The sequence below is a fragment of the Streptomyces sp. ISL-98 genome, from assembly GCF_018614055.1.
Lineage (GTDB): Bacteria > Actinomycetota > Actinomycetes > Streptomycetales > Streptomycetaceae > Streptomyces > Streptomyces spiramyceticus.
The window spans coordinates 146,335-171,317 of the sequence record NZ_JAGGPB010000014.1; the positions used below are offsets into that span (position 1 = coordinate 146,335).

The following is a 24,983-nucleotide window of genomic DNA, read 5'->3' on the forward strand; positions in this document are numbered from 1 at the left end:
CCTTACGCCCAGCAAAACGAAGAATTAGTCCTTCCGGGAGCCACCGAGCTCCCCCTTCCAGCGGCGGTACAGACCGTGCTCCACCCCCGCCGCGTCCAGCACCCGCCCGGCAACGAAGTCCACCAGATCCTGGATGTGCGTCGCGCCCGCGTAGAACGCCGGTGAGGCGGGAAGCACCACCGCGCCCGCCTCGTCCAGCGCCACCATGTGCTTGAGGGTCTGGCCGCTCAGCGGTGTCTCCCGCACCGCGACCACGAGCCTGCGCCGCTCCTTGAGCGTCACGCTCGCCACCCGTTGCAGCAGGTCCTTCGACAGCCCCAGCGCCACCCCGGCCACGCTCGCCGTCGACGCCGGAACGATCAGCATGCCCTTGGCCGGGTACGAGCCCGACGAAGGACCGGCGGCGAGATCCCCGGCCGCCCAGTACCGCACGTCGCTCACATACGCCGCATCGACGTCGAACGAGTCCGGCTTGCCGTCCGCGCCCCGCGCCAGCCAGTTCCGCAGATCTTCCTGCCAGTGCGCGTCCCGGAACGCGATGCCCGTCTCGTCGAGCAGCGTCAGCCGCGAGGCCCGGCTGACCACCAGATCGACGCTTTCCCCCGCATCGAGCAGCCCGCGCAGCACGGCGGCGGCATACGGCGTACCCGACGCGCCGGAAACACCGACGATCCAGGGCCGGCGCGGCGTCTCCTGCCGCTTCTCCTGGTGCTGCTGCCCGCTTACATGTCCTGACTCCACGTGCCCGACCTTATCCGGGCGCCGCAGGAGCGGCTGCGTCACCTAGACGGTCAGCCCGCGAACCAGGAGATCCAGCAGAGCGCACACGAACAGGGCAATGCCGATGAAGCCGTTGACCGAGAAGAACGCCCGGTTGAGGCGGGACAGGTCGTGCGGCGTCACGATCGTGTGCTCGTAGAGGAAGGCGCCGATGACGACCACCAGGCCGACCCAGAAGAAGATCCCCGCGCCCGTCGCCAGCGCGTACCAGACGAGCAGCACCGTCGTCACCGCGTGACACGCCCGCGCGCCGTACAGCGCGGCAGGGACTCCGAAGCGGGCCGGGACCGACTTCACGCCCTCGGCGCGGTCAGCCTGGACGTCCTGGCTGCCGAAGATCAGGTCGAAGCCGCCGATCCAGATGCCGACCGCGAGGCCGAGGATCACCGCGTCCCACGACCACGCCCCGGTGATCGCCAGCCAGGCGCCGACCGGGCCCATGGCCTGGGCGAAGCCGAGGATCGCGTGCGGGAAGTTCGTGAAGCGCTTCCCGTACGGATAGACCACCATCGGGATCACGGCGATCGGCGCCAGCGCCAGGCACAGCGGGTTCAGCGCCGCTGCGGCGCCGAGGAAGATCACGACGGCGATCAGCGCACCGGTCCACGCGGACCTCACCGAGACGGCGCCGGTCACCAGCTCGCGGCCGGCGGTGCGCGGGTTACGGGCGTCCAGTTCGCGGTCGATGATCCGGTTGCACGCCATCGCGAACGTACGCAGGCCGACCATGGCGATCGTGACCAGCAGCAGCCTGCCCCAGTGGATGTTCCTGTCCATCTGGAACATCGCGGTGAGCGCGGCGATGTACGCGAAGGGCAGCGCGAAGACCGAGTGCTCGATCATGACGAGGCGCAGGAACGCCTTGGTCCTGCCGGGCTGCGGGACTGCGGCGGCGGCGCTGGTCACAGGCCGTACTCCTTCCAGCGCCTGGTCACCCGTTCGGAGGTCTCCGGGTCGGACTCGACCATGTTCGGCCAGCCCCCGTCCCGGGTGTAGCCCTCCTCGGGCAGCTTCTTCGTCGCGTCGATGCCCGCCTTGCCGCCCCAGAACTGCTGGTAGGAGGCGTGGTCGAGGTGGTCCACCGGGCCCTCGACGACGGTCAGGTCGCGGGCGTAGTCGACGTTCCCGAGGGCCCGCCACGCCACCTCGTGGTAGTTGTGCACGTCGCAGTCGGCGTCGACCACGATGATCAGCTTCTCCAGCGAGAGCATGTGTGCGCCCCAGATGGCGTGCATGACCTTCTGGGCGTGCTTCGGGTACTTCTTGTCGATCGCCACGATGATGCAGTTGTGGAAGCCGCCCGCCTCGGGCAGGTGGTAGTCCACGATGTCCGGGACGATGATCTTGAGCAGGGGCAGGAAGAAGCTCTCCGTAGCCCGGCCCAGCGGGCCGTCCTCCGTCGGCGGCCGGCCGACCACGATCGACTGGAGCAGCGGACGCCGCCGCATCGTGACCGTGTCGATCGTCAGCGCGGGGAAGTCCTCCTGCGGCGTGTAGAAACCGGTGTGGTCGCCGAAGGGGCCCTCCGGGAGCATCTTCCCGGGCTCCAGCCACCCCTCCAGTACGACCTCGGCGTGCGCCGGGACCTGGAGCGGCACCGTCTTGCAGTCGACCATCTCGATGCGCTTGCCCTGGAGGAAGCCCGCGAAGAGGTACTCGTCGATGTCACCGGGCAGCGGCGCCGTCGACGCGTACGTCACAGCCGGCGGGGCACCGAAGGCGATCGCGACCGGCAGCTTCTCGCCCCGGCGGGCGGCCACCTGGTAGTGGTTGCGGCTGTCCTTGTGGATCTGCCAGTGCATGCCGATCGTGCGCCTGTCGTGGCGCTGGAGCCGGTAGAGACCCAGGTTCCTGATGCCGGTCTCCGGGTCCTTCGTGTGCGTCAGACCCAGGTTGAAGAAGGAACCGCCGTCCTCCGGCCAGGTGAAGAGCGCGGGGAGCTTGTCGAGGTCCACGTCGTCGCCGGTGAGGACGACCTCCTGGACGGGCGCGGCGTCGGACTTGACCTTCTTCGGCGGCACGTGCGCCATCGAGCCGAGCTTGCCGAACGCTTCCCGTACGCCCGTGAAGCCGTGCGGCAGTTCCGGCTTCAGCAGGCCGCCGATCTTGTCCCTGATGTCGTCGTACGACTTCAGCCCCAGCGCCTTGAGGAGGCGGCGGTCGGTCCCGAAGACATTCATCGCCAGGGGCATCGAAGACCCCTTGACGTTCTCGAAGAGAAGCGCCGGGCCGCCCGCCTTGTTCACGCGGTCGACGATCTCCCCGACCTCCAAGTACGGGTCGACTTCGGCCTTGATGCGCTTGAGGTCGCCCTCGCGCTCCAGCGCCCGGAGCAGCGAGCGAAGATCGTCGTAAGCCATGCGGTCCAGTATCCGGTACGCACTACGCTTGGCCCGTCACCGGGGCCGCGTACGGCCCCCCGCTGTACGCGTTCTGGGGGCTCGTCTCATGCTCAGGTATCTGCCCTTCCTGCTCGTTCTGGCGTTGTGGATCTATGCCTTCATCGACTGCCTGAACACCCCCGAGGAAGAGGTACGTCACCTTCCCAAGGTGGTCTGGGTGATCATCGTGCTGCTCTTCGGCGAGGTGCTGATCGGTCCGGTCGCGTGGCTCGCGGTCGGCAAGGTCCGCAAGGGGGCGCGCGGCGGCGGTACGCCGTCCGAATGGCACCGCAACCACAAGCAGGAGTGGGTCGCGCCCGACGACAACCCCGACTTCCTCAAGTCCCTCAAGGACGAGAACGAAAAAGACGAGTCGATGATGAAGGACTGGGAGGCCGATCTGCGGCGCCGCGAGGAGGAGCTCAAGCGGCGCGAGGACGGCACCGGCGGTCCCGGGGACTCGACGCCTCCGAAGCCCTGACGTGCGGGCGTGGCCGTACCGGGCGATCTCGTAGCAGGTGCGGTCGGGCGGGCGGCGCGAGACGCTGGATGGTATGGACGACCGGATCGCTCACGGCACCAGCCTGACCCACGGCGAGACGCACGTATTGCGCTTCGTGCTTGAGCTGCCGTATCCCGTCACCGAGGTCTGGCCCCGAGTCGCCACCCCCGCCGGCCTGCAGGAATGGCTCTGCGCCGCTGATGTTTTCGAACCGCACATCGGCGGCCAGGTCCGGTTGCGGTGGCTGAACACCGACGAAGAAGGCAACGCCACAGTCGCCGCAGGTGAGGTCACCGCCTGGGACGTGGAGCGGGTCGCCGAGTACGAGGTGATCCTGCACGGGCGGATCCGTTTCCACCTGGAGGCGCCGTCGCCCGACGCGACCATCCTCCGGTTCACCAACGAGATCGTGGGGACGGCCGCCCGGCGGCTGGACTCGCTCGCCGGGTGGCACAACCACTTCGAGTTCCTGGCGGACGCGCTCGACGGGCGGCCCAAGAACTGGTCGACGTGGACCCTGGACCGCTGGCTGGAACTGCGCGCCGACTACGAGCGCCGGGGCGGCAGGCAGGTCTGAGTCGGCGGTTTGCCCTCCGGCCAGGCGACTTCCACGAAGCGCTGGCTGCCGTCGCGCGCGAGTTCCACGATCGGGACCGCCTTGTTGTACGGGTTCCCGTGGTTGTCCAGGCAGATCCAGCCGCTCGCGCCGGGCACCTTCAGCTTGCCCTTGACCTGCGGCCACTGGGTGACGACGTCGGTGATCGCCGGCAGCTTCGCGCCCTTCACCGTGGCCTGCCGGATTCCGTGCACGGCCGTCGCCATCGCGTCGTACGCGATGATCGCCTGCCCGTCGGTCAGCGAGGTCGGGCCGATGGGGCCGACGGCAGGGTCTGCTGCCAGGTCGGCTGCCAGGTCGAGCAGGTCGGTGAAGGTCCTGTAGTCCGCTGCGGAGCCGCCCGTCGTGGGGGCGCCGGGCCGGCGCCAGGTGTCGGGGTGGGCGAGTGAGGCATAGCGGACGGTGACCTTGCGGGCCAGGGCCTTCTTGTCGAGCTTGTCGTCGCCGCCGAGGTAGGAACCCTCGTCGCCGGTGAGGACGGTGAACTTCCGGTGCTGACATCCGCGTTGCCCCAGGGCGTTCACGAACTGGCGGAGCTGGGTGTGGCGTCCGGCGAAGAAGACGGTCTCGGCGCGGGTGTCGCAGAGCAGCAGGGCGATCTGCCGGAAGGTGTTGGCGGTGGTGCCTTCCTCGGTGGGGTCGGGCGGCGAGGTGAAGAGCTGGGGCTCGTACGGCGCGTCCTTGAGGAGGTCCGCGAAGGCGCGCTTGAGGGTGGCGGTGTAGTGGTCGCCGGGGCGGGTGTCCTGGACCAGCACCGCCTTGTCGGCTTCGACCTTGCCGAACTGGGCGATGGCGCGCGCCTCGTCGCTGTTGGTCGGGGAGACGCGGGCCAGGCCGGGGTAGGGGTCGCTGTCGGGCCCGTTGGCTATGTCGTCGGCGGTGATGGTCGTACCGATGACGGGGATCTTGGCGCCGGTCAGCTCTTTGACCGCGGATTTGGTCTCGGAGCTGCTGGTGGCCACGCCGGTGACGGCGCGCAGGTTGTCGGGGGCGCCGGTCATCGTCTTCAGCCGCCCGACCGTTGTGCGCCAGTGGGCGTTGCCCTTGCCTGTGTTGGCGAGGACGAGCCGGATCTTGGGGACCTGGTCGTTCGAGTCGTGATTGGCGCGGTACTGCTCCAGGAAGGCGCCCTGCACCTCGTGCACGATCTTGGTGCGCATCCCGTCGTCGGTGGAGGTGAGCGGCAGCAGCACCGCCACGGTCGCGTACTCGCCCGCCTTCAGCGTCCTGTTCTCGCGGTCGATGGCGTCGGCGACCTTCGTCAGCGCCGGAACGCCGAAGTCGTACCCGTCACCCGACACACCCACGCACTCTGCGCCCTCGGAGTCGTCGGGGCGCTCGACGCCCTTGGCGCAGGTCAGGTCGGGGTTGGCGACGCGGTAGCCGCCGTACGCCGCAACGGCCGCCAGCGCGAGCACCAGCAGCACCGTGAGCCCCTTGCGCAGGGGTGTGAACCAGAAGACTCTGCGCAGCCAGTCCTTCATGACCCGCCTCCCGGGCTCGTCGTCAGGGGACGCCACTCGCGCACGGCCTGCGGCCACGAGCGGGAGGCCTGCCAGAGGACTTCGTTGCCCGAGCTGTGCAGCTCCGACAGGAGGCCCAGCTCGTACCCCATCTTTTCGGTCACCTCGTCGTCCGGGAGGGCCAGTGGATCCGTCAGCTGCCAGACGGCGTACAGCAGTCGGCGGATACGGAGATGGAGAGCGGCGTCCGCGCCGGGCGGCGGCGGGGCCGATGTCTCGCTGCGGCCGAGGGCCATGGGGCGGCGTACGTCCGGGGCGTCGAAATGCGGCGCGGAGGCGATGAAGCGAAGCTCGTCCAGCCAGTCGCGGGCGTCGGAGCCCGGGAAGGTCTCGCGCAGATACGTCACCGCGTTCTCGGTGATCCCGAGGGCCAGTTCGTGGTGGAGGCGGCGCGGGGCCTCGTCGCGATAGTGGCGGCGCAGCGTCTCGTGGACGGCCCGCCAGCGGGCGAAGTCGGGGTCGCCGTATCTGAGCCGGTGCAGCAGCAGGGTGCGCAGGAAGGGGTCGCCTATGAAGCGGCCGGGGGCGGCGGACCAGTGCTCGTCGGCGAGGAGGGTGCGGATGTCGCGTACGGCGGCCAGTCCCGTACGTCCCTCGTCGCCCGGCAGCCGTGACTCGGCCAGGGCCTCCGCCGACGGGACGTCGTGGGCGGGGGCGAGCACGGTGAGCCAGTCCAGGCGGGAGGCGGGCACGAGCCGCCCGAGGAGCTCACCGGCCACTTCGCACCCCTCCTGGTCCTCGCGGAGGGTCACGGGCGCGGTGAGCAGGGACGCCGGGGTGAACCGCTCCGGATGGGGGTCCTGCCCGGCCGCGCGCCCCAGCAGATCGACGCCGACGGGCCGTCCGCCCGTCAACCGGTGTACTGCGCGGGCGAGTTGGGGCGGGGTGAGCTGGCGGGGGTCGGTGCGGTCGAAGAACTGCCGTACGTGCTCGGGTTCGAGCGGGGTCAGCTCGACGGCGAGGGCGCCCGACGCGACCTCCTGGCCGCGCTGCCACCCCGACTCGTGCCGGACCTCGGGGAGGGAGCGGCGTACGGCATGGCGCAGGGCGGGGTGGTCGTGCCCGCGCAGTGCGGCGACGAAGACGACGTGGTCGCGCTTGCCGTCGGCGCGGTCGCGCAGCACGGGCTCGACGAGGCGGCGGCCCAGCGGAGCCTGTGCGTTGTCCAGCAGCACGAGCGGCCGGCCGACCCGGCGCAGCCGTCCCATACCGTGATACGCGGCGTCCAGATCGGCGCGCAGCGCGCCCAGGAGATGGCGTTCGGCGCGGATGCGGTGCTCGCTGCCGCGCCGGAAGTGCAGGGCGAGCAGGGTGAGGCCGCGCTTGGCCTTGCCGCCGGCGCCGGGGTAGTTGCTGTACCAGTCGGCGGAGGCGCGCTGCCCCCGGTTGAACAGGTCGTCCAGGAGCGACTCGACGGTGGTCTCCACGACCACGTCGAGCCCGGGCCCCACCCCGGAGGCCATCGCGGCGAACTTCGACACGACCTTCGTCAGCCAGCTGCGGGTCTGGTTGCGCCAGCGCGAGCCCGGCTCGACGAGCAGGCCGAGGCGCAGGCCCTCGGCGAGAATGTTCTCGTCGTCGTGCGGCCGCCATCCGAGGCTGGCCACCGAGAGCAGTCCGGCCGCGAGCCGGGGGAACTCGACGGCTCCCGCACCGTGCACGGCGGGCGCGAGCTGCTCGCCCAGCTCGGCCAGGGCCTCGGTCACCGGCGACCAGGAGGGCGAGTGCTCGGGCGGCCGCTCGATGAACTCGGCTCTTTCGCAGTCGATGAGAGCGACGGGCGTACGTTGCCGGTACCCAGTGTGCAGCCGTTTCAGGACGGCGGTCTTGCCCATGCCGCGGCCGCCGGTGAGGACGACGGCCGGGAGGTCGTCGCGATGCTCGAAGGGGATCTTCTGGAAGCCGCGGGGCGGCAGACCGATGAGCCGTGGCGCGAGACCGTCGAGTACTGCCTCGCGGCCGAACAGCTCTCTGTCCACAGCACCTCCCGTGCCACGAATCAACAGCTGTCGCTGCGTCAACACCACTTTACTAACAGTGAGTTGAAGTGTGCACGGGCTTTCGAATGTTCTTCGGCGAAGACGAAATTCGGCAACGCCGGGCTCAGTCGCCGATGTCCTCGCTCCACAGGTCGGGCCGCTCCGCGATGAAGTCACGCATCAGGCCGGTGCACTCCGGATCGTCGAGCACCACGACCTCCACCCCGTGCTCAGCGAGCCAGTCCTGCCCGCCCCGGAAGGTCGTCGCCTCGCCGATCACGACCCGCGAGATCCCGAACTGCCGCACCAGGCCGCTGCAGTACCAGCAGGGAGACAGCGTCGTCACCATCGTCGTACCCCGGTACGAGCGCTGCCGCCCGGCATCACGGAACGCCGCGGTCTCCGCGTGCATGGAGGGGTCCCCGTCCTGCACCCGCCGGTTGTGCCCACGGCCCAGAAGCGCGCCGTCGGCCCCGTACAGAGCGGCTCCGATCGGGATACCGCCTTCCGCCAGTCCCGCGCGCGCCTCTGCGACAGCCGTCTCCAGCCACTGCTTCTGATCCATGCGTCTCACCCTGCCAGGGAGCTCCGCGATCGTCCGGGGTAGTGCGTCAGACGCCCGCGTACGAGTGCTTGCCGTTCAGGAAGATGTTCACGCCGTAGAAGTTCCACAGCCAGCAGCCGAACGCGAACAGAGCCAGGTAGGCCGCCTTGCGGCCCTTCCACCCGGCCGTCGCGCGCGCGTGCAGGTAGCAGGCGTACGCGACCCACGTGATGAAGGACCAGACCTCCTTGGGGTCCCAGCCCCAGTAGCGGCCCCACGCGTCGCCGGCCCAGATCGCGCCCGCGATGATCGTGAACGTCCACAGCGGGAAGACGGCGGCGTTCACGCGGTACGAGAACTTGTCGAGCGTGGCGGCGGCCGGAAGGCGCTCCAGCACGGACGTCGCGAAGCTGCCGGGCTCACGGCCCTCCGCGAGCTTCGCCTCGTACGCGTCGCGGAAGAGGTAGAGCAGCGTGCCGACAGCGCCGAGGTAGAAGACCGCGCCGCAGAAGATCGCGGTGGAGACGTGGATCCACAGCCAGTACGAGTCGAGCGCCGGGACCAGCTGGTCGCTCTCGGTGTAGAGCCACTTGGTGGCGATACCGAGGTTGAGGAGGACCGTGGTGACCAGCGGCAGGCCCGCCCAGCGGACGTTCTTCTTGGCCGCCAGGATCGCCAGGTACACGCCGACGACCACCGTGGAGAAGGTGATCGAGAACTCGTACATGTTGCCCCACGGCGCGCGCTGCACCGACAGGGCGCGGGCGACCACACCGCCCGCCTCGACGAGGAAGGCGAGGACGGTCAGCGAGACGGCGACGCGACCGTACAGGTCGCCCTTCTCCGTGCCGCCCGCAGCGCCGGGGCCGTCGGGCACATCGCGCGTGCCCGCCGCCGAGCGGGTGACGATCTTCGGCTTGTCGAGGACCGTCGTGGAACCGCCGGAGCGCACCGTCACCGCGGGGGCGGCCTTCGTCGTCGCACCGTCGGCGGTCAGCGCGGCGGCCGTACGGCCGACCTTGCTGCGGCTGCCGAGGACCCATTCGGCGATGTGGGCGAGGAAGGCCAGCGTGTAGACGGCCATCGACGAATAGATCAGCACATTGCTGATGTGGGCGAGGTTCTCGTTGGTTGCGGCCGCGAGATTCACGCGCGGACTCCTTCGACAGGTTCAGCGGGATCAGGTGCCGTCGGCGCCTGTGAATTGAGCGTTGCGGCCAGGTCCGCCAGTTCCTCGGGGAGCTTGGAGGATTCGCTGCGGCCGAGTCCGGCCATTTCGACGACGGTGACGCCGTCCTTGCCCCGTACGGCCCGGACCCAGATCCGGCGGCGCTGGATGAACAGCGATGCGGCCAGGCCCACGATCGCGGCGACGGCCCCCAGGAGTGCGGGTACGTTGCCGGGCTGCTGCGAGATCTGGAAGGTCGCCCACTCCTTCACGTCCTTCTCGAACGTGATGGAGCCCGCGCCGTCCGGCAGCTTCATGGTCTCGCCGGGCAGCAGCCGCTGCTTGAGGTCGACGCCCTGGTCGTCCTTGAACGCCTTCATCTTGCGCTTGTCGAGCTGGTAGACGTTCTGCGGCAGGCCCGCGTTCACGCCGAGGCTGCCGTGGTACGCGTTGAGCGCGAGGACGGGGAAGTCGAGACCCGGGTACTGGGAGAGCATCGTGCCCTTGCCCGCACCCGCGAACGTCGGCACGAAGAAGGCCTGGAAGCCCAGCTGGTCCTTCTTGCCGTCCTTGTCGCGGTAGCCGTCCATGACCTTGACGGCGCCGGACGAGGTGATGTTGGAATCCATGGGCAGCAGCGGCACCGCGCCGGAGAAGACCGTTTTGCCCCTGCCGTCCTTGACGGTGACGACCGGCGCGTATCCGTGCCCAATGAGATAGACCTTCGAGCCGCCGACCTCCAGCGGCCGGTTCACCTCGATCGTGGTCTTCTTCTCCTGGCCGTCCGCGCCCTCGGCGTACGTCACCCGGGCCTCGAAGGTACGGGGCGTGCCCCGCTGGGGGCCGGTGCGCTCGTACGTCCCGACGAACGTGTCGAGCTTGAAGCTGAACGGCTCCAGGTCGAGGTCCCTGTCGAACAGCGACCCGGACTTGAAGTCGTCGTACTGCGTGAGGGTGTTCGCGAAACCGCTGCCCTGGACGATCAGCTTGCCGCCCTCGGACTTGAAGAGCTGCCCGGTGGCGAAGGACACGAGCATCACGATGAGCGCGATGTGGAACATCAGGTTCCCGGCCTCGCGCAGATAGCCCTTCTCGGCGGCGACCGCGTCACCGACCGGATGGGACCGGAAGCGGCGCTTCTTCAGCATGGCCAGCGCGACCTCGCGGACCTGCTCGGGCTCGGCCTCCGTACGCCAGGTCGTGTACGCCGGAAGTCGCGTCAGGCGGCCCGGGGCGCCCGGCGGGCGGCCGCGGAGCTGGCCGACGAACTGCCAGGTGCGGGGCACGATGCAGCCGATGAGCGAGACGAACAGCAGGATGTAGATCGCGGAGAACCACACCGAGCTGTAGACGTCGAAGAGCCCGAGGTCTTCGTAGACCGGCGCCAGGGTCTCGTGGGCCGCCTTGAACTCCTCGACCTTCGTCTCGTCGACGCCGGTCTGCGGGATCAGGGAGCCGGGGATCGCGCCCAGCGACAGCAGGAAGAGCAGGATCAGCGCGACCCGCATCGAGGTCAGCTGCCGCCAGAACCAGCGCACCCAGCCCGTCGTCTCGCGCCAGGCCCAGGCGATGCGGCCGGCCGCGCCGGGCTGCATCACGCCGCCGAAGGAGCCGGGGACCGCCCGCTCCTCGGGGGCGGTGGAAAGCTGGGCACCGGCCTCGCCGAGCTCACGCTCGTCGTTCTCGGCGGCCGCGTGGTCCGTCTCGGTCTTGCTCATGGAACTCAGATCCCCACCGTGAAGCCTTGGGCCCAGCCCTGCATGTCCTGGACGAGACCGTTCCAGACCCCTGTGACGAGCAGCAGGCCGGTCGCGATCATCATCAGTCCGCCGATGCGCATCACCCAGACGTAGTGCTTCTTGACCCAGGCGAACGCACCGAGCGCCCGCCGGAACGCCACCGCGGCGACCACGAAGGGCACGCCGAGGCCGAGGCAGTACGCGACGGTCAGTATGGCCCCGCGCCCCGCGCCCCCCTCGGTAAGGGCGAGCGCCTGGACGGCGCCGAGCGTCGGGCCGGTGCACGGCGCCCAGCCGATGCCGAAGAGAGCGCCCAGTACGGGCGCTCCCGCGAGGCCGGCCGCCGGCCGCTTGTGGAAGCGGAACTCGCGCTGGGTGATCCAGGGCAGCAGTCCCATGAAGAAGGCGCCCATCAGGATCATCAGCCCGCCGAGCACCATGGAGAGCGTCTCCTGGTGCTCCTGGAGCGTCGAGCCGAAGTAGCCGAAGAGCGCGCCGGTCGAGACGAAGACGGCGGTGAAGCCGAGCACGAAGAGCGAGGCGCCCGCGACCATACGGCCGCGCTTGGCCTCCGCCAGGTCGGTGCCGCTGATTCCGGTGACGTACGACAGGTAGCCGGGCACGAGCGGCAGCACGCACGGCGAGAAGAACGAGACGAGGCCGGCGGCGACGGCGATCGGCAGGGCGAGTATCAGGGCACCGCTCAGAACCGTCGGGTTCGGGTCGGTGATCGCGGCGGCGAGAACGCTCACTTGGTCACTTCTCCGCGATCAGCGGGTCGATCATCTGGTGCAGCCTCTTCGCGTTGACGGCGCCCACGTAGCGCGCCGCGAGCTTGCCTTCGCGGTCGATCACAATCGTCGACGGAACGAGCTGCGGATTCAGACTGCCCTTGGGAAAGCGGAGAAGCAGCTTGCCGATCGGGTCGTGGAGGCTGGGATAGCCGACACCCCACTCCTCTTCGAACTTGATCGCGGGGCCGGTGGAGTCGTCGCGGGTGTTGATCCCGACGAACTCGACTCCCTTGTCCTTGGTCTCCTTTGCGACCTTCGCGAAATGCGGCGCCTCGGCCCGGCAGGGCGTGCACCACGAACCCCAGACGTTCATGACGACGACCTTGCCCTTGAAGTCGTCGATGTCGAGCTTCTTGCCCTGGAGGGTCTTCCCGTCGAGCTTCGGGGCGTCCTGCCGGTCGCCCTTCGCGACAGTGGAGATGCCGCCGCTGCCGGTCACGAACTTGGCGCCGCCCGAGCCCGACGACGTACTGCCGTCGCCTCCGCACGCCGAAAGCGTGAGTGCGCCGACGACCGCGACGGCGGCTGCCGATGCGGCGTGACGGGTGCGGTTCGAGCGGCGGCGGGGGGCGCGGCTAAGGCTCATGTGAAAAGTTTCGCATGAGCGTTCCAGGGATCTTCCGCACCCCCCTTGGTGCCCGTAAAGCCCCTTGTCAAGAGCTCTTAAGGAACGTCTTCCAGCCGCCGCCCGGAGACTGCCCGACTTCCAGCGAACGGAGCTTGTCGAGCACCTTCGGGTCCTGCACGTCGAGCCAGTCGCAGAACTGCCGGAAGGAGACCAGGCGTACGTCCTTCTTGCCCGCCATGCCCTTGAGCGCGTCCTCGACGGCGTCCATGTAGATGCCGCCGTTCCACTGCTCGAAGTGATTGCCTATGTAGAAGGGCGCGCGATTGCTTTCGTACGCCCGCTTGAAACCGGAGAGATAGGCATCGGTGGCCTGCTTCTTCCAGCCCGGGTAACGCGACGGCATGCCGTTGGTCGAATTCTTCGACTGGTTGGCAAGGATGTTGTAGTCCATGGAGAGCACTTCGAAGGAATGCCCCGGGAACGGCACCGCCTGAAGTGGCAGATCCCACAGCCCATTGCGCTTCACCGGCCACATCTGACGGCCGCCGGGCGAGCTCGCGTCGTAGCGCCAGCCGAGCTTCTTGGCCGTCGGGAGCAGCTTGTCCTGGCCGAGGAGGCAGGGCGTACGGCCGCCCACGAGTTCCTTCTCGTAGTCGAAGGGCAGCGGGTCGAGGTCGGTCCAGCCGCTGTTCGTCTTCCACTCGGTGACGAAGGACTTGGCCTGGGCGACTTCGCTCTCCCACTGGGCGGGCGTCCAGTTGCCGACGGTGCCGGAACCGGCACAGAAGTGCCCGTTGAAGTGGGTGCCTATCTCGTGGCCTTCGAGCCACGCCTGGCGGACGTACTTGAGCGTGTCCTTGATGTGGCCGTCGGTGAGATAGCCGATGTCGGAGGCGCCGACCTGGTTGTTCGGCGGCTTGTAGAGCTTCTTCTTCGACTCGGGGAGCAGATATATCCCGGAGAGGAAGAAGGTCATCGCCGCGTCGTGGTCCTTCGCGAGCTTGAGGAAGCGCGGGAAGAGCCCGTTGCCGACCTCGCCCGCCCCGTCCCAGGAGAAGATCACGAACTGCGGCGGGGTCTCACCGGGCTCCAGCGGTACGGGCTTGTCCGGCTGGTTCGGCTGCTTGCCGGTGTCGGCCGTGGAGCCGTCGCCTATGAGTCGTATGTCGTCACCGGTCTTGCTGGGGCGCGGGGTGCCGTTGTCGTCACCGCCGCCCTTGCCGGAACCCGGACGCCCGGGGTCCGACGCCCCCGGCGAGCCGCAGCCCGCAATTCCGACGGCGGCAGCCGCTCCAAGTCCCAGTCCCAGCAGGCCCCTTCGGCCGATGTCGCGCATACCGTCCCCATCCGCATTTCGTCACACCCCGTTGCCCACATCGAATGGACAACGGGTTAGATGGCGTGACGAAGACGCAGGTTCCGGTGAGCCGGCATATTTTCCCGGAGTGCGCCGAAAATTACGCGCCGAATGCCTTGGCTTTACCCTTCACGGGCTTCGCACCGGCGAGCAAATGTGCAGGGACAAGATCACGAGCGGGCTCCGAATAGCCGACCGACACGATCTTGTCGCCCTTGAAGGTGAAGCTGGTGAGCGAGGCGAGCGTGCACTGCCGCTTGCGCGGGTCGTGCCACAGCCGACGGCGCTCCGCGAAGCTCCGTACGATCCAGATCGGCAGCTGATGGCTGACGGCCACGGCCTCGTGCCCGCGCGCCGCGTCGCGCGCCGCGGTGAGGGCGCCCATCATCCGTACGACCTGCTCGATGTACGGCTCGCCCCACGACGGCTGGAACGGGTTCACCAGGTGCTTCCAGTTGGCGGGCCGGCGCAGCGCGCCGTCGCCGACCCCGAAGGTCTTCCCCTCGAAGACATTGGCCGCCTCGATGAGCCGGTCGTCGGTGACGATGTCGAGCCCGTGCACCTTGGCGATCGGCGCCGCGGTCTCCTGGGCGCGCTCCAGCGGGGACGAGACGACATGCGTGATGTCGCGCCCTTCGAGGTGCGCGGCGACCCTGTCGGCCATCTGCCGGCCGAGCTCGGAGAGGTGATACCCGGCCCTGCGCCCGTACAGAACGCCGTCCGGATTCTCCACCTCGCCGTGGCGCATGAGGTGGACGACGGTCATCTCGCTCATGCGGTGGCCTCCGCTGCGGCACGGGCGGCGGCGGGCAGCGCGTCGGCGATGCGCGCGAGTGCCTGCTCGTCGTGGGCGGTCGAGACGAACCATGACTCGAAGGCGGAGGGCGGCAGGTAGACACCGCTCGCCAGCATCGAGTGGAAGAAGGCGGTGAAGCGGAAAGCTTCCTGCTTCCTGGCGTCGTCGTAGTTCCGCACGGCGTCGTCCGTGAAGAAGACGGAGAACATGTTGCTTGCCGTCTGGAGCCGGTGCGCGACGCCTTCCTTGGTGAGCGCCCCGGTGACGAGCCCCTGGATCTCCGCCGAGACGGCATCGACCTTCGCGTACGCCGCCTCGTCGAGGAGACGCAGCTGCGCGAGACCGGCGGCCGTGGCGACGGGGTTACCGGAGAGCGTGCCGGCCTGGTAGACGGGGCCCACGGGCGCGAGGTGCGCCATGACGTCGGCCCGCCCGCCGAACGCGGCGGCCGGGAATCCGCCGCCCATGACCTTGCCGAAGGTCATCAGGTCGGGCGCGACGCCGTCGATGCCGTACCAGCCGGCCCTGCTGGTACGGAAGCCGGTCATGACCTCGTCGGAGATGTACAGCGCGCCATTGGCCGCGCACACCTCCTTGAGCCCGGCGTTGAAACCGTCCGCCGGCGGGACGACGCCCATGTTGCCGGGCGACGCCTCGGTGATGACGCAGGCGATCTCGCCGGGGTGCGCGGCGAAGGCGGCGCGTACGGCTTCGATGTCGTTGTACGGCAGCACGATCGTGTCGCCGGCCTGCGCACCGGTCACGCCGGGCGTGTCGGGCAGCGCGAAGGTCGCGAGTCCGGAGCCGGCGGCGGCGAGCAGCGCGTCCACGTGCCCGTGGTAGCAGCCGGCGAACTTCACGATCTTCGCCCGGCCGGTGAAGCCGCGGGCGAGCCGGATGGCCGACATCGTCGCTTCGGTACCGCTCGACACGAGCCGCACCTGCTCGACGGGCTCGATCCTGGCGACGATCTCCTCGGCGAGCGCGACCTCGCCCTCGCCGGGCGTACCGAAGGACGTGCCGCGCGCGACGGCCTCCTGGACGGCGGCGATGACCTCAGGGTGGGAATGGCCGAGAATCATCGGCCCCCAGGAACACACGAGGTCGACGTACTCACGGCCGTCGGCATCGGTGAGGTACGGACCGGCACCGGACACCATGAACCGGGGCGTACCGCCCACGGCTCGGAAGGCGCGTACTGGAGAGTTCACACCCCCAGGGGTCACGAGGGACGCGCGGTCGAAAAGCGTCTGCGAAACTGGGGCGTCGTATTCGTACGGATAGCTCACACAAGCCATGGTGTCAGAGCCTCGGGCGGTCTTGCGGACTGGTGTTTCACCGCGCCGACGTGGGGGAGGTCACTGACACGATGATCGGGTTGCGCGGCCAGTGCCGCGAGTGGTCGGGTGGGGATATGCATCGCGGTGGCGGACTGGGCGAGGGGACCGACGACCTGGGTCCCGAGCGGGCCCAGCACGACCTGGGTTCCGAGCGGACTCAGCGCGACCTGGGTCCCGAGCGGGCCCAGCGCGGCCGGCACCGGCGTGAGCGGGAACGCGAAAGCGAGCGCGAGCGCGAGAGTGAACGCGTGGCGAACGTGGCGAAATCGGACACGGGAAACAGGAGTGGCCGAGTGGGGGTGACCTACAAATACTTCGGCGCCCCGAACGGAGCCACCGCTGCCCAGGTGCCCATCTCGATGCGTCCGGAGGAGCTGGGCGGTGACGAGCTCGGCATGGGCGGCATGTTCACCAAGATCAAGCCGGAGACGGTGGCGGCGATGGTCCTCACCGGCATCGAAGGCATACCTCTTCACAAGGTCCCGCCGCTGGAGCTGGTCGTACTCCACCCCGACTACGCCGTTGTGAAACTCCCCATGACGGTCGTCGATCCGCTGCGCGGCATCGGCGAGGAGTCGGTGGGCGCCGCGGCCTTCATCTGGTCGACGGTCCCGGACCGCGGAGGGCCGCGGGACGCGTACAACGTCTACCAGCTGCTCCACGAGTGGCAGGACTTCAGCCACCGGCTGCACGAGGCGGGGCATCAGCCGTACTGCCTGGTGTGGCCCTGAGCAGCAGCGACCTGAGCAGCGCCTCGTCCTGCGACGACAGCGCCGACACGAAGCTGGACAGCACCGCGTCGCGGTCGTCCCGCTGGTCCAGGAGCCGTCGCATCCGCAGCGCGGTGAGCCCGGCGCTGTCCGCCACCGGCTGCCACAGGATGGGGCGCCCGGCGCTGCTGCGGGTGACGGCGCCTTTCTCGTAGAGGCGGGTCAGGATCGTGATGACCGTCGTGTATGCGAGGTCCCCGTCGAGGCGTGCCTGCACCCAGGCGGCAGTGGCCGGTTCTCGCGCCGTGCCCAGGACCGACAGCACCTGCGCCTCCAGCTCACCCTGAGCCCGGCGGCGCGCGCGGGGCTCCCTGGGCTCACAGGGCTCACGGCCCGGGGTGTCCTTGTCCGCGCTCATCCGCCGGCCCCTTCCCGTACTGCCCGTACTGCCGCCCATGTCCCTCAGGCGACGGGGCATCGTACCGGCGGCCGGGCCCGGGGCCTACATTGCGCCCATGAACCCGAACGTACGCATCGAGCCCTGGTCGGACGGCGATCTCGAACTGCTCCGGCGGGCCAACGCGCCGGAGATGATGGAGCACATCGGCGGTTCCGAGACGGAAGAGCAAGTCCTCGCGCGGCACAGGCGATACGTCAACCGCGACGGCACGCAGAACGGCCGGATGTTCCGCATCGTGCTGCTGCCCGGCGGCGAGTCGGCGGGAACGATCGGCTTCTGGGACCAGACCTGGAACGGCGAGACGGTGTACGAGACCGGCTGGAGCGTGCTGCCCGAGTTCCAGGGCCGGGGCATCGCCGCGGCCGCGACCGCCGCGGCGATCGAGCTGGCGAGGGCGGAGGGCAGGCACCGGTTCCTGCACGCGTTCCCGTCGGTCGGCAATCCCGCGTCGAACGCGCTGTGCAGGAAGGCGGGCTTCGAACTGGCCGGACCCTGCGACTTCGAGTTCCCGCCGGGCAACATCATGCGGTGCAACGACTGGCGACTCGACCTGACCGCGTAACGCGTAGCCGCGCAACTCCGGGCGGCCGGTCAGCCAGTCAGCAGGTCAGCCGGTCAGCGGGCCCCGAGCCTGCGCACCCGCGTGGCGACGTAGCGGAAGCTGTCCTGCTCCGCCTCCTCGTAGTCGAATTCGACCCGGTCGCCCTCGCTCAGCTCCCGGAAGCCGTCGGCCTCTATCGCGCTGAAGTGGACCCAGGCGTCGAGGCCGTCGGGAAGGGACGGGGAGGAGATCGCTCCCCAGCCCTTCTCCTCCTTGTAGAACTTCACGATTCCAGTAGCCATGGCGCCATCAGAGCGGAGATCCACTCGTCGGCACAAGCGCCTTTCCGGACCGGCGGCACGCAACCGCCTTTGTCCGCCGCTCCGCCGGAAAGCCCTGGCTGGGGCACCTGCCGCAGTGGCATGCTGGCGGCGTGAACGGACCGGAGATCCACCTCAGCATCGCCCCCGAACTGCACCTCTTCGTCGCAGCGGAGCGGCGCGGCGGGCGTACGCCGCTGACCACCGACGGGGCCTCGACGCTCGGCCACGCCGTCGAGTCCCTCGGCATCCCGCTCACCGAGGTGGGGCAGCTGGTGGTCGACGGGCGCGAGGTCCCGTTCTCGCACATCCCGGCGGCCGGCGAGAGCGTGGACGTACGCCCGAAGGAGCGACCGCAGAAGGTGCCGGGCGCCCCGCTGCGCTTCCTCCTCGACGTACACCTCGGCACGCTCGCCCGGCGGTTGCGGCTGCTGGGCGTCGACGCGGCGTACTTCAGCGAGGACGTCGGCGACGCCGCCCTGGCCGCTTACTCCGCACGCGACCGGCGCGTACTCCTGTCACGGGACCGGGGGCTGCTGCGGCGCCGCGAGCTCTGGGCCGGCGCGTACATCTACAGCGACCGGCCCGACGACCAACTCGCCGACGTACTGGGCCGGTTCACACCCCCACTGGCCCCCTGGACCCGCTGCACCGCCTGCAACGGCGACCTCAAGGACGCCACCAAGGAAGCCGTCAGCGCCTTCCTCGAAGGCGGCACCCAGCGCTCGTACGACGTCTTCGCCCAGTGCACGGCCTGCGACCGGGTGTACTGGCGGGGCGCACATCACGCACACCTGGAGAAGATCGTCGAAGACGCGGTGAGCGCCTTCGGCAACGCGACCTCACAGGCACGCTGAGTCCCGCGGCCCAGGCATGATCCGCCGGACGTGCCCTATGGCCGCTCCGCCGTCAGATAGCGCTGCACCGTCGGCGCCAGCCAGGCGATCACCTCTTCCCGCGACATCTCCACGGCGGGCGGCAGCCGCAGCACATACCGCGCCATCGCCATGCCCAGAATCTGCGAGGCGACCAGGGCGGCGCGCGTCGGTGCCTCGGCGGGATCGGGACACACACCGGCCGCGACGGGCCCGATCTGCTCGCGGAATATCGCCTGCATGCGCTCGGCCCCCGCGGCATTGGTGACCCCGACACGCAGCAGTGCGGTCAGCACCTCGTCCGCTTCCCAGCGGTCGAGGAAGTGGCTGACAAGAGCGGCACCGATGTGCTTGCCCGGCAGCGCGCCCAGCTCCGCCAAGTCCGGCATCCGCAGGTCGAATTCGGACGCCGCGGCGAACAGCCCCTCCTTGTTGCCGTAGTAACGCATCACCATCGAAGGGTCGATCTCCGCGTCGCGCGCGATGGCGCGGATGGTGGCGCGCTCGTACCCGTCGGCGGCGAACCGCTCTCGGGCGGCGTCGAGGATCGCCGCCTTGGTGGCGTCGGAGCGGCGGGGCGGGCTCGGAGCATCGGTCATGCCAACAAATGTAGGCCAACGACCGTTGACGCGCCACCCCCCGAAAGAAGTAAACGCCGGAAGAAACGCTCAGAAGTCGCCCCACCACCCCATGACACGCTGAACGCATGCCCATCGCACGCTCTGCCGCCCTCTTCCTCCTCGCCGCCCTCCTGGAAATCGGCGGCGCCTGGCTCGTCTGGCAAGGCGTACGCGGCGGTGACGCACGAAACGACGGCCGCGGCTGGATCTGGATCGGCGCCGGAGTCGCCGCCCTCGGCGCGTACGGATTCGTGGCCACGCTCCAGCCCGAGGGCGAATTCGGCCGCATCCTCGCCGCGTACGGCGGAGTCTTCGTGGCGGGCTCCATCGCCTGGGGCATGGTCGCCGACGGGTACCGCCCCGACCGCTGGGACGTCGCCGGAGCCCTGGTCTGCCTGGCCGGGATGGCACTGATCATGTACGCACCACGCGCCCGCTGAGCCAGCTAGCCTGGCCCCATGTCTACGCCTATCGCCGTCATCACCGGAGCGAGCAGCGGCATCGGCGCGGCCACGGCCCGCCAACTGGCCGCCGCCGGCTACCGCGTCGTCCTCACCGCCCGCCGCAAGGACCGTATCGAGGCTCTGGAGGCGGAGCTCACCGCGGCCGGCCATCAGGCGACGGCGTACGCCCTGGACGTCACCGACCGCGCGGCGGTCGACGAATTCGCCACCGCGTTCCGCACCCTCGCGGTCCTGGTCAACAACGCGGGCGGCGCACTCGGCGCGGACCCCGTGGCCACCAGCGACCCCGCCGACTGGCGCCAGATGTACGAGACGAACGTCATCGGCACTCTCAACCTCACCCAGGCCCTGCTCCCCGCCCTCACCGCGAGCGGCGACGGCACGGTCGTCGTCCTCTCCTCCACGGCGGGCCTCTCCACGTACGAGAACGGCGGCGGCTACGTGGCCGCCAAGCACGGCGCCCACGTCCTCGCCGAGACCCTCCGCCTGGAGATCGTCGGCACCCCGGTCCGCGTGATCGAGATCGCCCCCGGCATGGTCAAGACCGAGGAATTCGCGACGACGCGCTTCCGCGGCGACACCGAGAAGGCCGCGAAGGTCTACGCGGGCGTGGCCGAGCCGCTCACCGCCGACGACGTGGCGGAGACCATCACCTGGGCCGTCACCCGCCCGCCGCACGTCAACGTCGACCTCCTGGTGGTCCGCCCCCGCGCCCAGGCCTCCAACACAAAGGTCCACCGAGAACTGTCCTGACACCCACCGCCTGAACGCGGACAGCCGAAAGTGCGGCGGTGGAAGATCACCGCCGCACTTTCATGTATTCCCGGATCTGACTCAGTGATCGCCAGCCGCATGGACGTACCCGCTAACGGCTGAGCACATCAAGGCGACGCGTTTCAGCTGACCAGACCGCCGGTCTTGAGCTGCTTCACGCTACCGGTGTTGCAGGCGGCGTAGTTGTTGCCGATGGTGGCGTGGATGACGCCACCCATCCACGGGGCGGCGCAGTTGAGGTCGGCGTACACGAGGGGCGCGCCGTTCTGGTTGATCAGGGCGTACTGCTTCCCCACCTCGACGTCTCCGAACTCACGGCCGAAGTCTTCGGCCGCCATGGCCGGGCCGGCACCGGCGCCGACCACGGCGCCGACGGCGGCGAGGGTGATAAGGAGCTTGCGCATGAAGAGTTCTCCTTGGATTGAGCGCCAGGCCTCGGGGTTTCGAGCCGGCTCTGCCCCCAACAACGAGCCTGTCCAGGCCCGGTGGCGCGATCTCCCCCGGATGGCTCTAGACGAAAAGCGCAGGACAGGGCCGTCCGAGTGACAGACAGTAACGGTTTGGTGGCGCACCGCGTTGTGGCTGGCGACCCTTCGGCCCGCCTGGTTTCTTTCCGACAAGGCCGACTCCTGACCGAAAGAGAACACCACATGCGCAAGCTCCTCATTGGCATCGCCGCCGCAGGCGCCATCCTCGGCGCCGTCAGCCCTGCCGTCGCAGCCGACGGATACGGGGGCAGCAACGGCAACGGCAACGGCAAGGGAAAGACGAAGGACTTCAGCCGCGAGTTCGGAGACGTCGAGGTCGACGAGCAGGCCGCCCTGATCAACCAGAACGGCGCGCCCCTCGTGTACGCCGACCTGAACTGCGCGGCTCCCTGGATGGGCGGCGTCATCCACGCCACCATCGGCAACCAGTACGCGGCCTGCAACACCGGCAAGGTCACGCAGGCCAAGACCGGCGGACTGATCAGCTAAGAGCTGGTCCGACCCGCGGCAGTTCCTGCCCGCAAAGGTATCGGCCACCCATCCACCCGTCTCGGGCGCGTGGATGGGTGGCCGATTGCGTGCCACGATCACACGAAGAGCAGCACAAGAAGAGCAGAGCCTCAGCCCTTGGCCCTCAGCCCTTCACGCAAATGACCTGCTTCAGCTTGGCGACGACCTCCACCAGGTCCCGCTGCTGGTCGATGACCCTCTCGATCGACTTGTACGCCCCCGGGATCTCGTCCACGACGCCCGAGTCCTTACGGCACTCCACGCCCCGCGTCTGCTCCTCCAGATCCCGCGTCGAGAAGCGCCGCTTCGCCGCACCACGGCTCATCTTCCGGCCCGCCCCGTGCGAGGCCGAGTTGAACGACTTCTCGTTCCCCAGGCCCTTCACGATGTACGAACCCGTGCCCATGGACCCCGGAATGATCCCGAAGTCGCCGGAGCCCGCCCGGATCGCGCCCTTGCGCGTCACCAGCAGGTCCATGCCGTCGTACCGCTCCTCCGCCACGTAGTTGTGGTGGCAGGAGATGACGGAATCGAAGGTCACCTTGGCCTTCCTGAACTCCCGCCGGACGACGTCCTGGAAGAGCCCCATCATGATCGAGCGGTTGTACTTCGCGTACTCCTGCGCCCAGAAGAGGTCGCTCCGGTACGCCGCCATCTGCGGGGTGTCGGCTATGAAGACCGCCAGGTCACGGTCGATCAGACCCTGGTTGTGCGGCAGCTTCTGGGCCTCGCCGATGTGGAAGTCGGCGAGCTCCTTGCCGATGTTCCTGGAGCCGGAGTGCAGCATCAGCCAGACGGAACCCGACTCGTCGAGACAGAACTCGACGAAGTGGTTTCCTGATCCGAGCGTCCCCATCTGCTTCACGGCCCGCTCCTGACGGAACTTGACCGCATCCGCGATCCCGTCGAACCGCGCCCAGAAGTCGTCCCATCCCGCCGTCGGGAAGCCGTGCAGCCGTCCCGGATCGACCGGATCGTCGTGCATCCCCCGCCCCACCGGAATCGCCTGCTCGATCTTCGACCGCAGCCGCGAAAGATCACTGGGCAGGTCGTTCGCCGTCAGCGACGTCTTCACCGCCGACATTCCGCAGCCGATGTCGACGCCGACCGCCGCCGGGCAGACCGCCCCGTGCATGGCGATCACGGAGCCGACCGTCGCGCCCTTGCCGTAGTGGACGTCCGGCATGACCGCGAGGCCCTTGATCCAGGGCAGGGTGGCTACGTTCCGGAGCTGGTCCATCGCGCCGCTCTCGACCGTCGCCGGGTCCGCCCACATCCGGATCGGAACCTTCGCGCCAGGCACCTCTACATACGACATAACTACTCAATTCCCCCGAAATCTGATGAACCGCAAATCTGGCACCAAGCACCGCGAAAGAGACAGCGGACCGGCGTTCTGGCCAGTGCGTGCGATACACATTGTGTCCACCGGCCGCCATCGAGCGGCAACCGATTTCCTATCGAAGGGAGCCTGGAACCGTGCAGCGAAAGGTGTACGTACCCGGCGTCGCGCTCCTCGCGGCGCTCGCCGCCGGCTGCACCGGCGGCTCCGGTACCGACGGCTCCACCGCCGACGCCAAGGCGGGCGAAACCAGCACGGCCGCCGCAGCCCCCGGCAAGTACCGCACGCTCCGCGAGCCCTGCGGCGCCGTCGACCGGGGCACGCTGCGCGACCTGCTCCCCGGCGCCGCGACGCTGCCCGAGGAACAGCGCGAGAAGGTGTACGCCGGTACGGCCGCCGTGACGTACGACACGGACCGGCGGGTCGCGTGCCGCTGGAAGGCGGACTCCCTGGACGCCACGCACCACCTCCTGGTCGACTTCGAGCGGGTCGTGTCGTACGACAGCGCGGTCAGCGACGACGACCGCGCCAAGGAGGTGTACGCGAGGCAGGAGACGGCGGCCGACCTTCCCTCCCCCACAGTGAGCGAGGAGGGCGAGGAAGGCTCATCGCCCGGCACCAGCACATCCCCCTCGACCTCGGCGTCCGAGCCCGCCAAAAAGGACGACGCGAAGGGCGACGCGAAAGACGACGCGAAGACCCAAGAGGGCGAATCAGGGTCCCCGAGCAGCCCTCCCGCCACCCCCGAGGGCCTCGAACCCCGCACCCTCGCCGGCCTCGGCGACTCCGCCTTCCTGAATGATGTCCTGGTCCGTTCCGGTTCGACCGCGCAGAGCCGTACCGTCAGCGTGGTCTTCCGTACCTCGAATGTGATCGTGACCGTCCAGTACAGCGCGCAGCCCGCGCTCACCACCGATGTCCCCGACAGCAAGGAACTGCAGGAGAAGACGCAGGCCGTGGCCCGCAACCTCGCCGAGCAGTTCAGCGATAGCGAATAGCGAACAGTCCCCATGAGCGAAGGAACCATGCACCGATCAGCCCCGCGACTCTCTCGCGTTCTGGCCTGCGCAGCCGTCCCGGTGATGCTCGTCGCCGCCGGCTGCTCCTCGGACTCCGACGGCAAGAAGGACGCGTCCCCGTCCGCCAGTGCCTCGGCCTCGGCATCGCCGACCGTCAAGCCCGCCGCTTTCTCCAAGCTGCCCCAGCCGTGCAAGTCGATCAAGAAGAAGACGGTCGACTCGCTCGTGCCGGAGGCGAAGGACAAGTCCGGCACGGCCGACAAGTCGAACGACATCTCCACGCGCGGCGGCTGTTCCTGGAACGGCCTGGACAACAAGGGCGTGAAGGGATCCCAGTACCGCTGGCTGTCCGTCTCCTTCATGCGGTACGACTCCGACCAGGCCCGCGGCTCCGGCGACAAGCTCGCCGGTGAGTACTACGCGAGGCAGGTCGAGGCCACGACCGGGACCGACGGCGCGAAGAAGGTCAAGAACGCGCCCGCCGCAGGCATAGGCGACGAGGCGACGGCGGTCACGTACGACCTGCGGAAGACGGACGCGGACTTCAAGTACGCCACGATTGTGACTCGTACCGAGAACGTGGTCGCCACCCTCGTCTACAACGGCGCCGGCTACCAGAGCGCCAAGTCCCCCGACGCCGCCGACCTGCTGAAGGACGCTCAGAAGGCGGCCAAGGAGGTCGTGGCCTCGGTCGCCGCCGCCAATAAGTAGGGCGCGGCAGGAAGTAGTACGTACCGGCTGATTCCCGGCCAGTACCGGAGCCCGGTCTTCCC

Annotated in this window: 28 protein-coding genes; 10 read left to right on the forward strand and 18 right to left on the reverse strand. The window is 69.1% G+C overall.

What is annotated here, in order from left to right:
* Nucleotides 1–24: 24 nt before the first annotated feature.
* Genes J7I98_RS11330 through J7I98_RS11340 form a run of 3 tightly spaced genes read right to left on the reverse strand, consistent with a single transcriptional unit; the run spans nucleotide 25 to nucleotide 3,140 of the window.
* The gene (locus J7I98_RS11330) at nucleotides 25–741 is read right to left on the reverse strand and encodes a UbiX family flavin prenyltransferase (protein ID WP_374225107.1); all 717 of its coding nucleotides are present in this window, start codon (nucleotides 739–741) and stop codon (nucleotides 25–27) included.
* Between the two features lie 42 nt (nucleotides 742–783).
* The gene (gene mqnP / locus J7I98_RS11335) at nucleotides 784–1,686 is read right to left on the reverse strand and encodes a menaquinone biosynthesis prenyltransferase MqnP (RefSeq protein WP_214920504.1); all 903 of its coding nucleotides are present in this window, start codon (nucleotides 1,684–1,686) and stop codon (nucleotides 784–786) included.
* Entirely contained in the window at nucleotides 1,683–3,140 is a 1,458-nt protein-coding gene (locus J7I98_RS11340; RefSeq protein WP_214920505.1) for a menaquinone biosynthesis decarboxylase, read from the reverse strand. Before J7I98_RS11340 ends, mqnP begins: the two co-directional genes overlap by 4 nt.
* A gap of 88 nt (nucleotides 3,141–3,228) precedes the next feature.
* Between J7I98_RS11340 and J7I98_RS11345 the strand changes: the two genes are divergently transcribed.
* Together J7I98_RS11345 and J7I98_RS11350 are read left to right on the forward strand one after the other, a co-directional pair.
* On the forward strand, nucleotides 3,229–3,642 hold the full coding sequence (locus J7I98_RS11345) for a PLD nuclease N-terminal domain-containing protein (protein ID WP_214920506.1): 414 nt from the start codon (nucleotides 3,229–3,231) through the stop codon (nucleotides 3,640–3,642).
* Nucleotides 3,643–3,715: 73 nt separating this feature from the next.
* Nucleotides 3,716–4,240, forward strand: a complete 525-nt coding sequence (locus tag J7I98_RS11350) for a hypothetical protein (RefSeq protein WP_214920507.1) — start codon at nucleotides 3,716–3,718, stop codon at nucleotides 4,238–4,240.
* Here the strand turns inward: J7I98_RS11350 and J7I98_RS11355 are convergent.
* The 10 genes from J7I98_RS11355 to hemL all read right to left on the reverse strand — a co-directional run bounded on the left by J7I98_RS11355 (nucleotide 4,210) and on the right by hemL (nucleotide 16,045).
* Entirely contained in the window at nucleotides 4,210–5,763 is a 1,554-nt protein-coding gene (locus J7I98_RS11355; protein WP_214920508.1) for a hypothetical protein, read from the reverse strand. The two genes, J7I98_RS11350 and J7I98_RS11355, sit on opposite strands and share 31 nt — an antisense overlap.
* Entirely contained in the window at nucleotides 5,760–7,781 is a 2,022-nt protein-coding gene (locus J7I98_RS11360) for a hypothetical protein (protein ID WP_214920509.1), read from the reverse strand. Before J7I98_RS11360 ends, J7I98_RS11355 begins: the two co-directional genes overlap by 4 nt.
* Before the next feature lie 124 nt (nucleotides 7,782–7,905).
* Entirely contained in the window at nucleotides 7,906–8,346 is a 441-nt protein-coding gene (locus J7I98_RS11365) for a nucleoside deaminase (protein ID WP_214920510.1), read from the reverse strand.
* Nucleotides 8,347–8,392: 46 nt separating this feature from the next.
* Entirely contained in the window at nucleotides 8,393–9,475 is a 1,083-nt protein-coding gene (gene ccsB, locus J7I98_RS11370; protein WP_214920511.1) for a c-type cytochrome biogenesis protein CcsB, read from the reverse strand.
* On the reverse strand, nucleotides 9,472–11,211 hold the full coding sequence (locus J7I98_RS11375; RefSeq protein WP_214920512.1) for a cytochrome c biogenesis protein ResB: 1,740 nt from the start codon (nucleotides 11,209–11,211) through the stop codon (nucleotides 9,472–9,474). The genes ccsB and J7I98_RS11375 overlap by 4 nt, the downstream gene beginning before the upstream one ends.
* A 5-nt stretch (nucleotides 11,212–11,216) precedes the next feature.
* Nucleotides 11,217–11,984, reverse strand: a complete 768-nt coding sequence (locus J7I98_RS11380; RefSeq protein ID WP_214920513.1) for a cytochrome c biogenesis CcdA family protein — start codon at nucleotides 11,982–11,984, stop codon at nucleotides 11,217–11,219.
* A gap of 4 nt (nucleotides 11,985–11,988) precedes the next feature.
* Complete coding sequence (locus tag J7I98_RS11385) at nucleotides 11,989–12,612, reverse strand: TlpA disulfide reductase family protein (protein ID WP_214920514.1); 624 nt, start codon at nucleotides 12,610–12,612, stop codon at nucleotides 11,989–11,991.
* A gap of 67 nt (nucleotides 12,613–12,679) precedes the next feature.
* Nucleotides 12,680–13,930: a hypothetical protein gene (locus J7I98_RS11390; RefSeq protein WP_214920515.1), complete on the reverse strand. Its 1,251-nt coding sequence runs from the start codon at nucleotides 13,928–13,930 to the stop codon at nucleotides 12,680–12,682.
* A 121-nt stretch (nucleotides 13,931–14,051) separates the two neighbouring features.
* Nucleotides 14,052–14,726 (reverse strand): histidine phosphatase family protein, encoded by a 675-nt coding sequence (locus tag J7I98_RS11395; protein ID WP_214920516.1) that lies wholly within the window; start codon nucleotides 14,724–14,726, stop codon nucleotides 14,052–14,054.
* Nucleotides 14,723–16,045, reverse strand: a complete 1,323-nt coding sequence (hemL, locus tag J7I98_RS11400; RefSeq protein WP_214920517.1) for a glutamate-1-semialdehyde 2,1-aminomutase — start codon at nucleotides 16,043–16,045, stop codon at nucleotides 14,723–14,725. The genes J7I98_RS11395 and hemL overlap by 4 nt, the downstream gene beginning before the upstream one ends.
* A gap of 116 nt (nucleotides 16,046–16,161) precedes the next feature.
* Between hemL and J7I98_RS11405 the strand changes: the two genes are divergently transcribed.
* A complete protein-coding gene (locus tag J7I98_RS11405) occupies nucleotides 16,162–16,818 on the forward strand; it encodes a hypothetical protein (protein WP_214920518.1) in 657 nt (218 codons plus the stop codon).
* On the opposite strand, the gene J7I98_RS11410 is transcribed toward J7I98_RS11405, so the two are convergent.
* A complete protein-coding gene (locus J7I98_RS11410; RefSeq protein WP_214920519.1) occupies nucleotides 16,763–17,215 on the reverse strand; it encodes a BlaI/MecI/CopY family transcriptional regulator in 453 nt (150 codons plus the stop codon). The genes J7I98_RS11405 and J7I98_RS11410 overlap by 56 nt on opposite strands.
* A 97-nt stretch (nucleotides 17,216–17,312) precedes the next feature.
* Here J7I98_RS11410 and J7I98_RS11415 point away from each other — a divergent pair, with 97 nt between their 5' ends.
* Nucleotides 17,313–17,819 carry a GNAT family N-acetyltransferase gene (locus J7I98_RS11415; RefSeq protein ID WP_214920520.1) on the forward strand — a complete coding sequence of 169 codons (507 nt, stop codon included), beginning with the start codon at nucleotides 17,313–17,315 and terminating at the stop codon, nucleotides 17,817–17,819.
* A gap of 53 nt (nucleotides 17,820–17,872) precedes the next feature.
* On the opposite strand, the gene J7I98_RS11420 is transcribed toward J7I98_RS11415, so the two are convergent.
* Complete coding sequence (locus J7I98_RS11420) at nucleotides 17,873–18,100, reverse strand: cold-shock protein (RefSeq protein ID WP_214920521.1); 228 nt, start codon at nucleotides 18,098–18,100, stop codon at nucleotides 17,873–17,875.
* A 131-nt stretch (nucleotides 18,101–18,231) separates the two neighbouring features.
* Here J7I98_RS11420 and J7I98_RS11425 point away from each other — a divergent pair, with 131 nt between their 5' ends.
* On the forward strand, nucleotides 18,232–18,975 hold the full coding sequence (locus tag J7I98_RS11425; RefSeq protein WP_214920522.1) for a Mut7-C ubiquitin/RNAse domain-containing protein: 744 nt from the start codon (nucleotides 18,232–18,234) through the stop codon (nucleotides 18,973–18,975).
* Between the two features lie 35 nt (nucleotides 18,976–19,010).
* Here J7I98_RS11425 and J7I98_RS11430 read toward each other — a convergent pair whose 3' ends face one another.
* Nucleotides 19,011–19,592: a TetR/AcrR family transcriptional regulator gene (locus tag J7I98_RS11430; protein WP_214920523.1), complete on the reverse strand. Its 582-nt coding sequence runs from the start codon at nucleotides 19,590–19,592 to the stop codon at nucleotides 19,011–19,013.
* A gap of 107 nt (nucleotides 19,593–19,699) precedes the next feature.
* Between J7I98_RS11430 and J7I98_RS11435 the strand changes: the two genes are divergently transcribed.
* Both J7I98_RS11435 and J7I98_RS11440 read left to right on the forward strand, forming a co-directional pair.
* Nucleotides 19,700–20,053: a YnfA family protein gene (locus J7I98_RS11435; protein ID WP_214920524.1), complete on the forward strand. Its 354-nt coding sequence runs from the start codon at nucleotides 19,700–19,702 to the stop codon at nucleotides 20,051–20,053.
* An 18-nt stretch (nucleotides 20,054–20,071) separates the two neighbouring features.
* The gene (locus J7I98_RS11440; protein WP_214920525.1) at nucleotides 20,072–20,830 is read left to right on the forward strand and encodes an SDR family NAD(P)-dependent oxidoreductase; all 759 of its coding nucleotides are present in this window, start codon (nucleotides 20,072–20,074) and stop codon (nucleotides 20,828–20,830) included.
* A 143-nt stretch (nucleotides 20,831–20,973) separates the two neighbouring features.
* Here J7I98_RS11440 and J7I98_RS11445 read toward each other — a convergent pair whose 3' ends face one another.
* Nucleotides 20,974–21,255, reverse strand: a complete 282-nt coding sequence (locus tag J7I98_RS11445; protein ID WP_214920526.1) for a hypothetical protein — start codon at nucleotides 21,253–21,255, stop codon at nucleotides 20,974–20,976.
* A 246-nt stretch (nucleotides 21,256–21,501) separates the two neighbouring features.
* Between J7I98_RS11445 and J7I98_RS11450 the strand changes: the two genes are divergently transcribed.
* Nucleotides 21,502–21,828 carry a hypothetical protein gene (locus J7I98_RS11450; protein ID WP_214920527.1) on the forward strand — a complete coding sequence of 109 codons (327 nt, stop codon included), beginning with the start codon at nucleotides 21,502–21,504 and terminating at the stop codon, nucleotides 21,826–21,828.
* Between the two features lie 145 nt (nucleotides 21,829–21,973).
* On the opposite strand, the gene J7I98_RS11455 is transcribed toward J7I98_RS11450, so the two are convergent.
* Complete coding sequence (locus tag J7I98_RS11455) at nucleotides 21,974–23,167, reverse strand: RtcB family protein (protein ID WP_214920528.1); 1,194 nt, start codon at nucleotides 23,165–23,167, stop codon at nucleotides 21,974–21,976.
* A 161-nt stretch (nucleotides 23,168–23,328) separates the two neighbouring features.
* On the opposite strand from J7I98_RS11455, the gene J7I98_RS11460 reads away from it, so the two are divergent.
* On the forward strand, nucleotides 23,329–24,189 hold the full coding sequence (locus J7I98_RS11460) for a DUF3558 domain-containing protein (protein ID WP_214920529.1): 861 nt from the start codon (nucleotides 23,329–23,331) through the stop codon (nucleotides 24,187–24,189).
* Between the two features lie 27 nt (nucleotides 24,190–24,216).
* Nucleotides 24,217–24,921 carry a DUF3558 family protein gene (locus J7I98_RS11465; protein ID WP_214920563.1) on the forward strand — a complete coding sequence of 235 codons (705 nt, stop codon included), beginning with the start codon at nucleotides 24,217–24,219 and terminating at the stop codon, nucleotides 24,919–24,921.
* Nucleotides 24,922–24,983 lie beyond the last annotated feature (62 nt).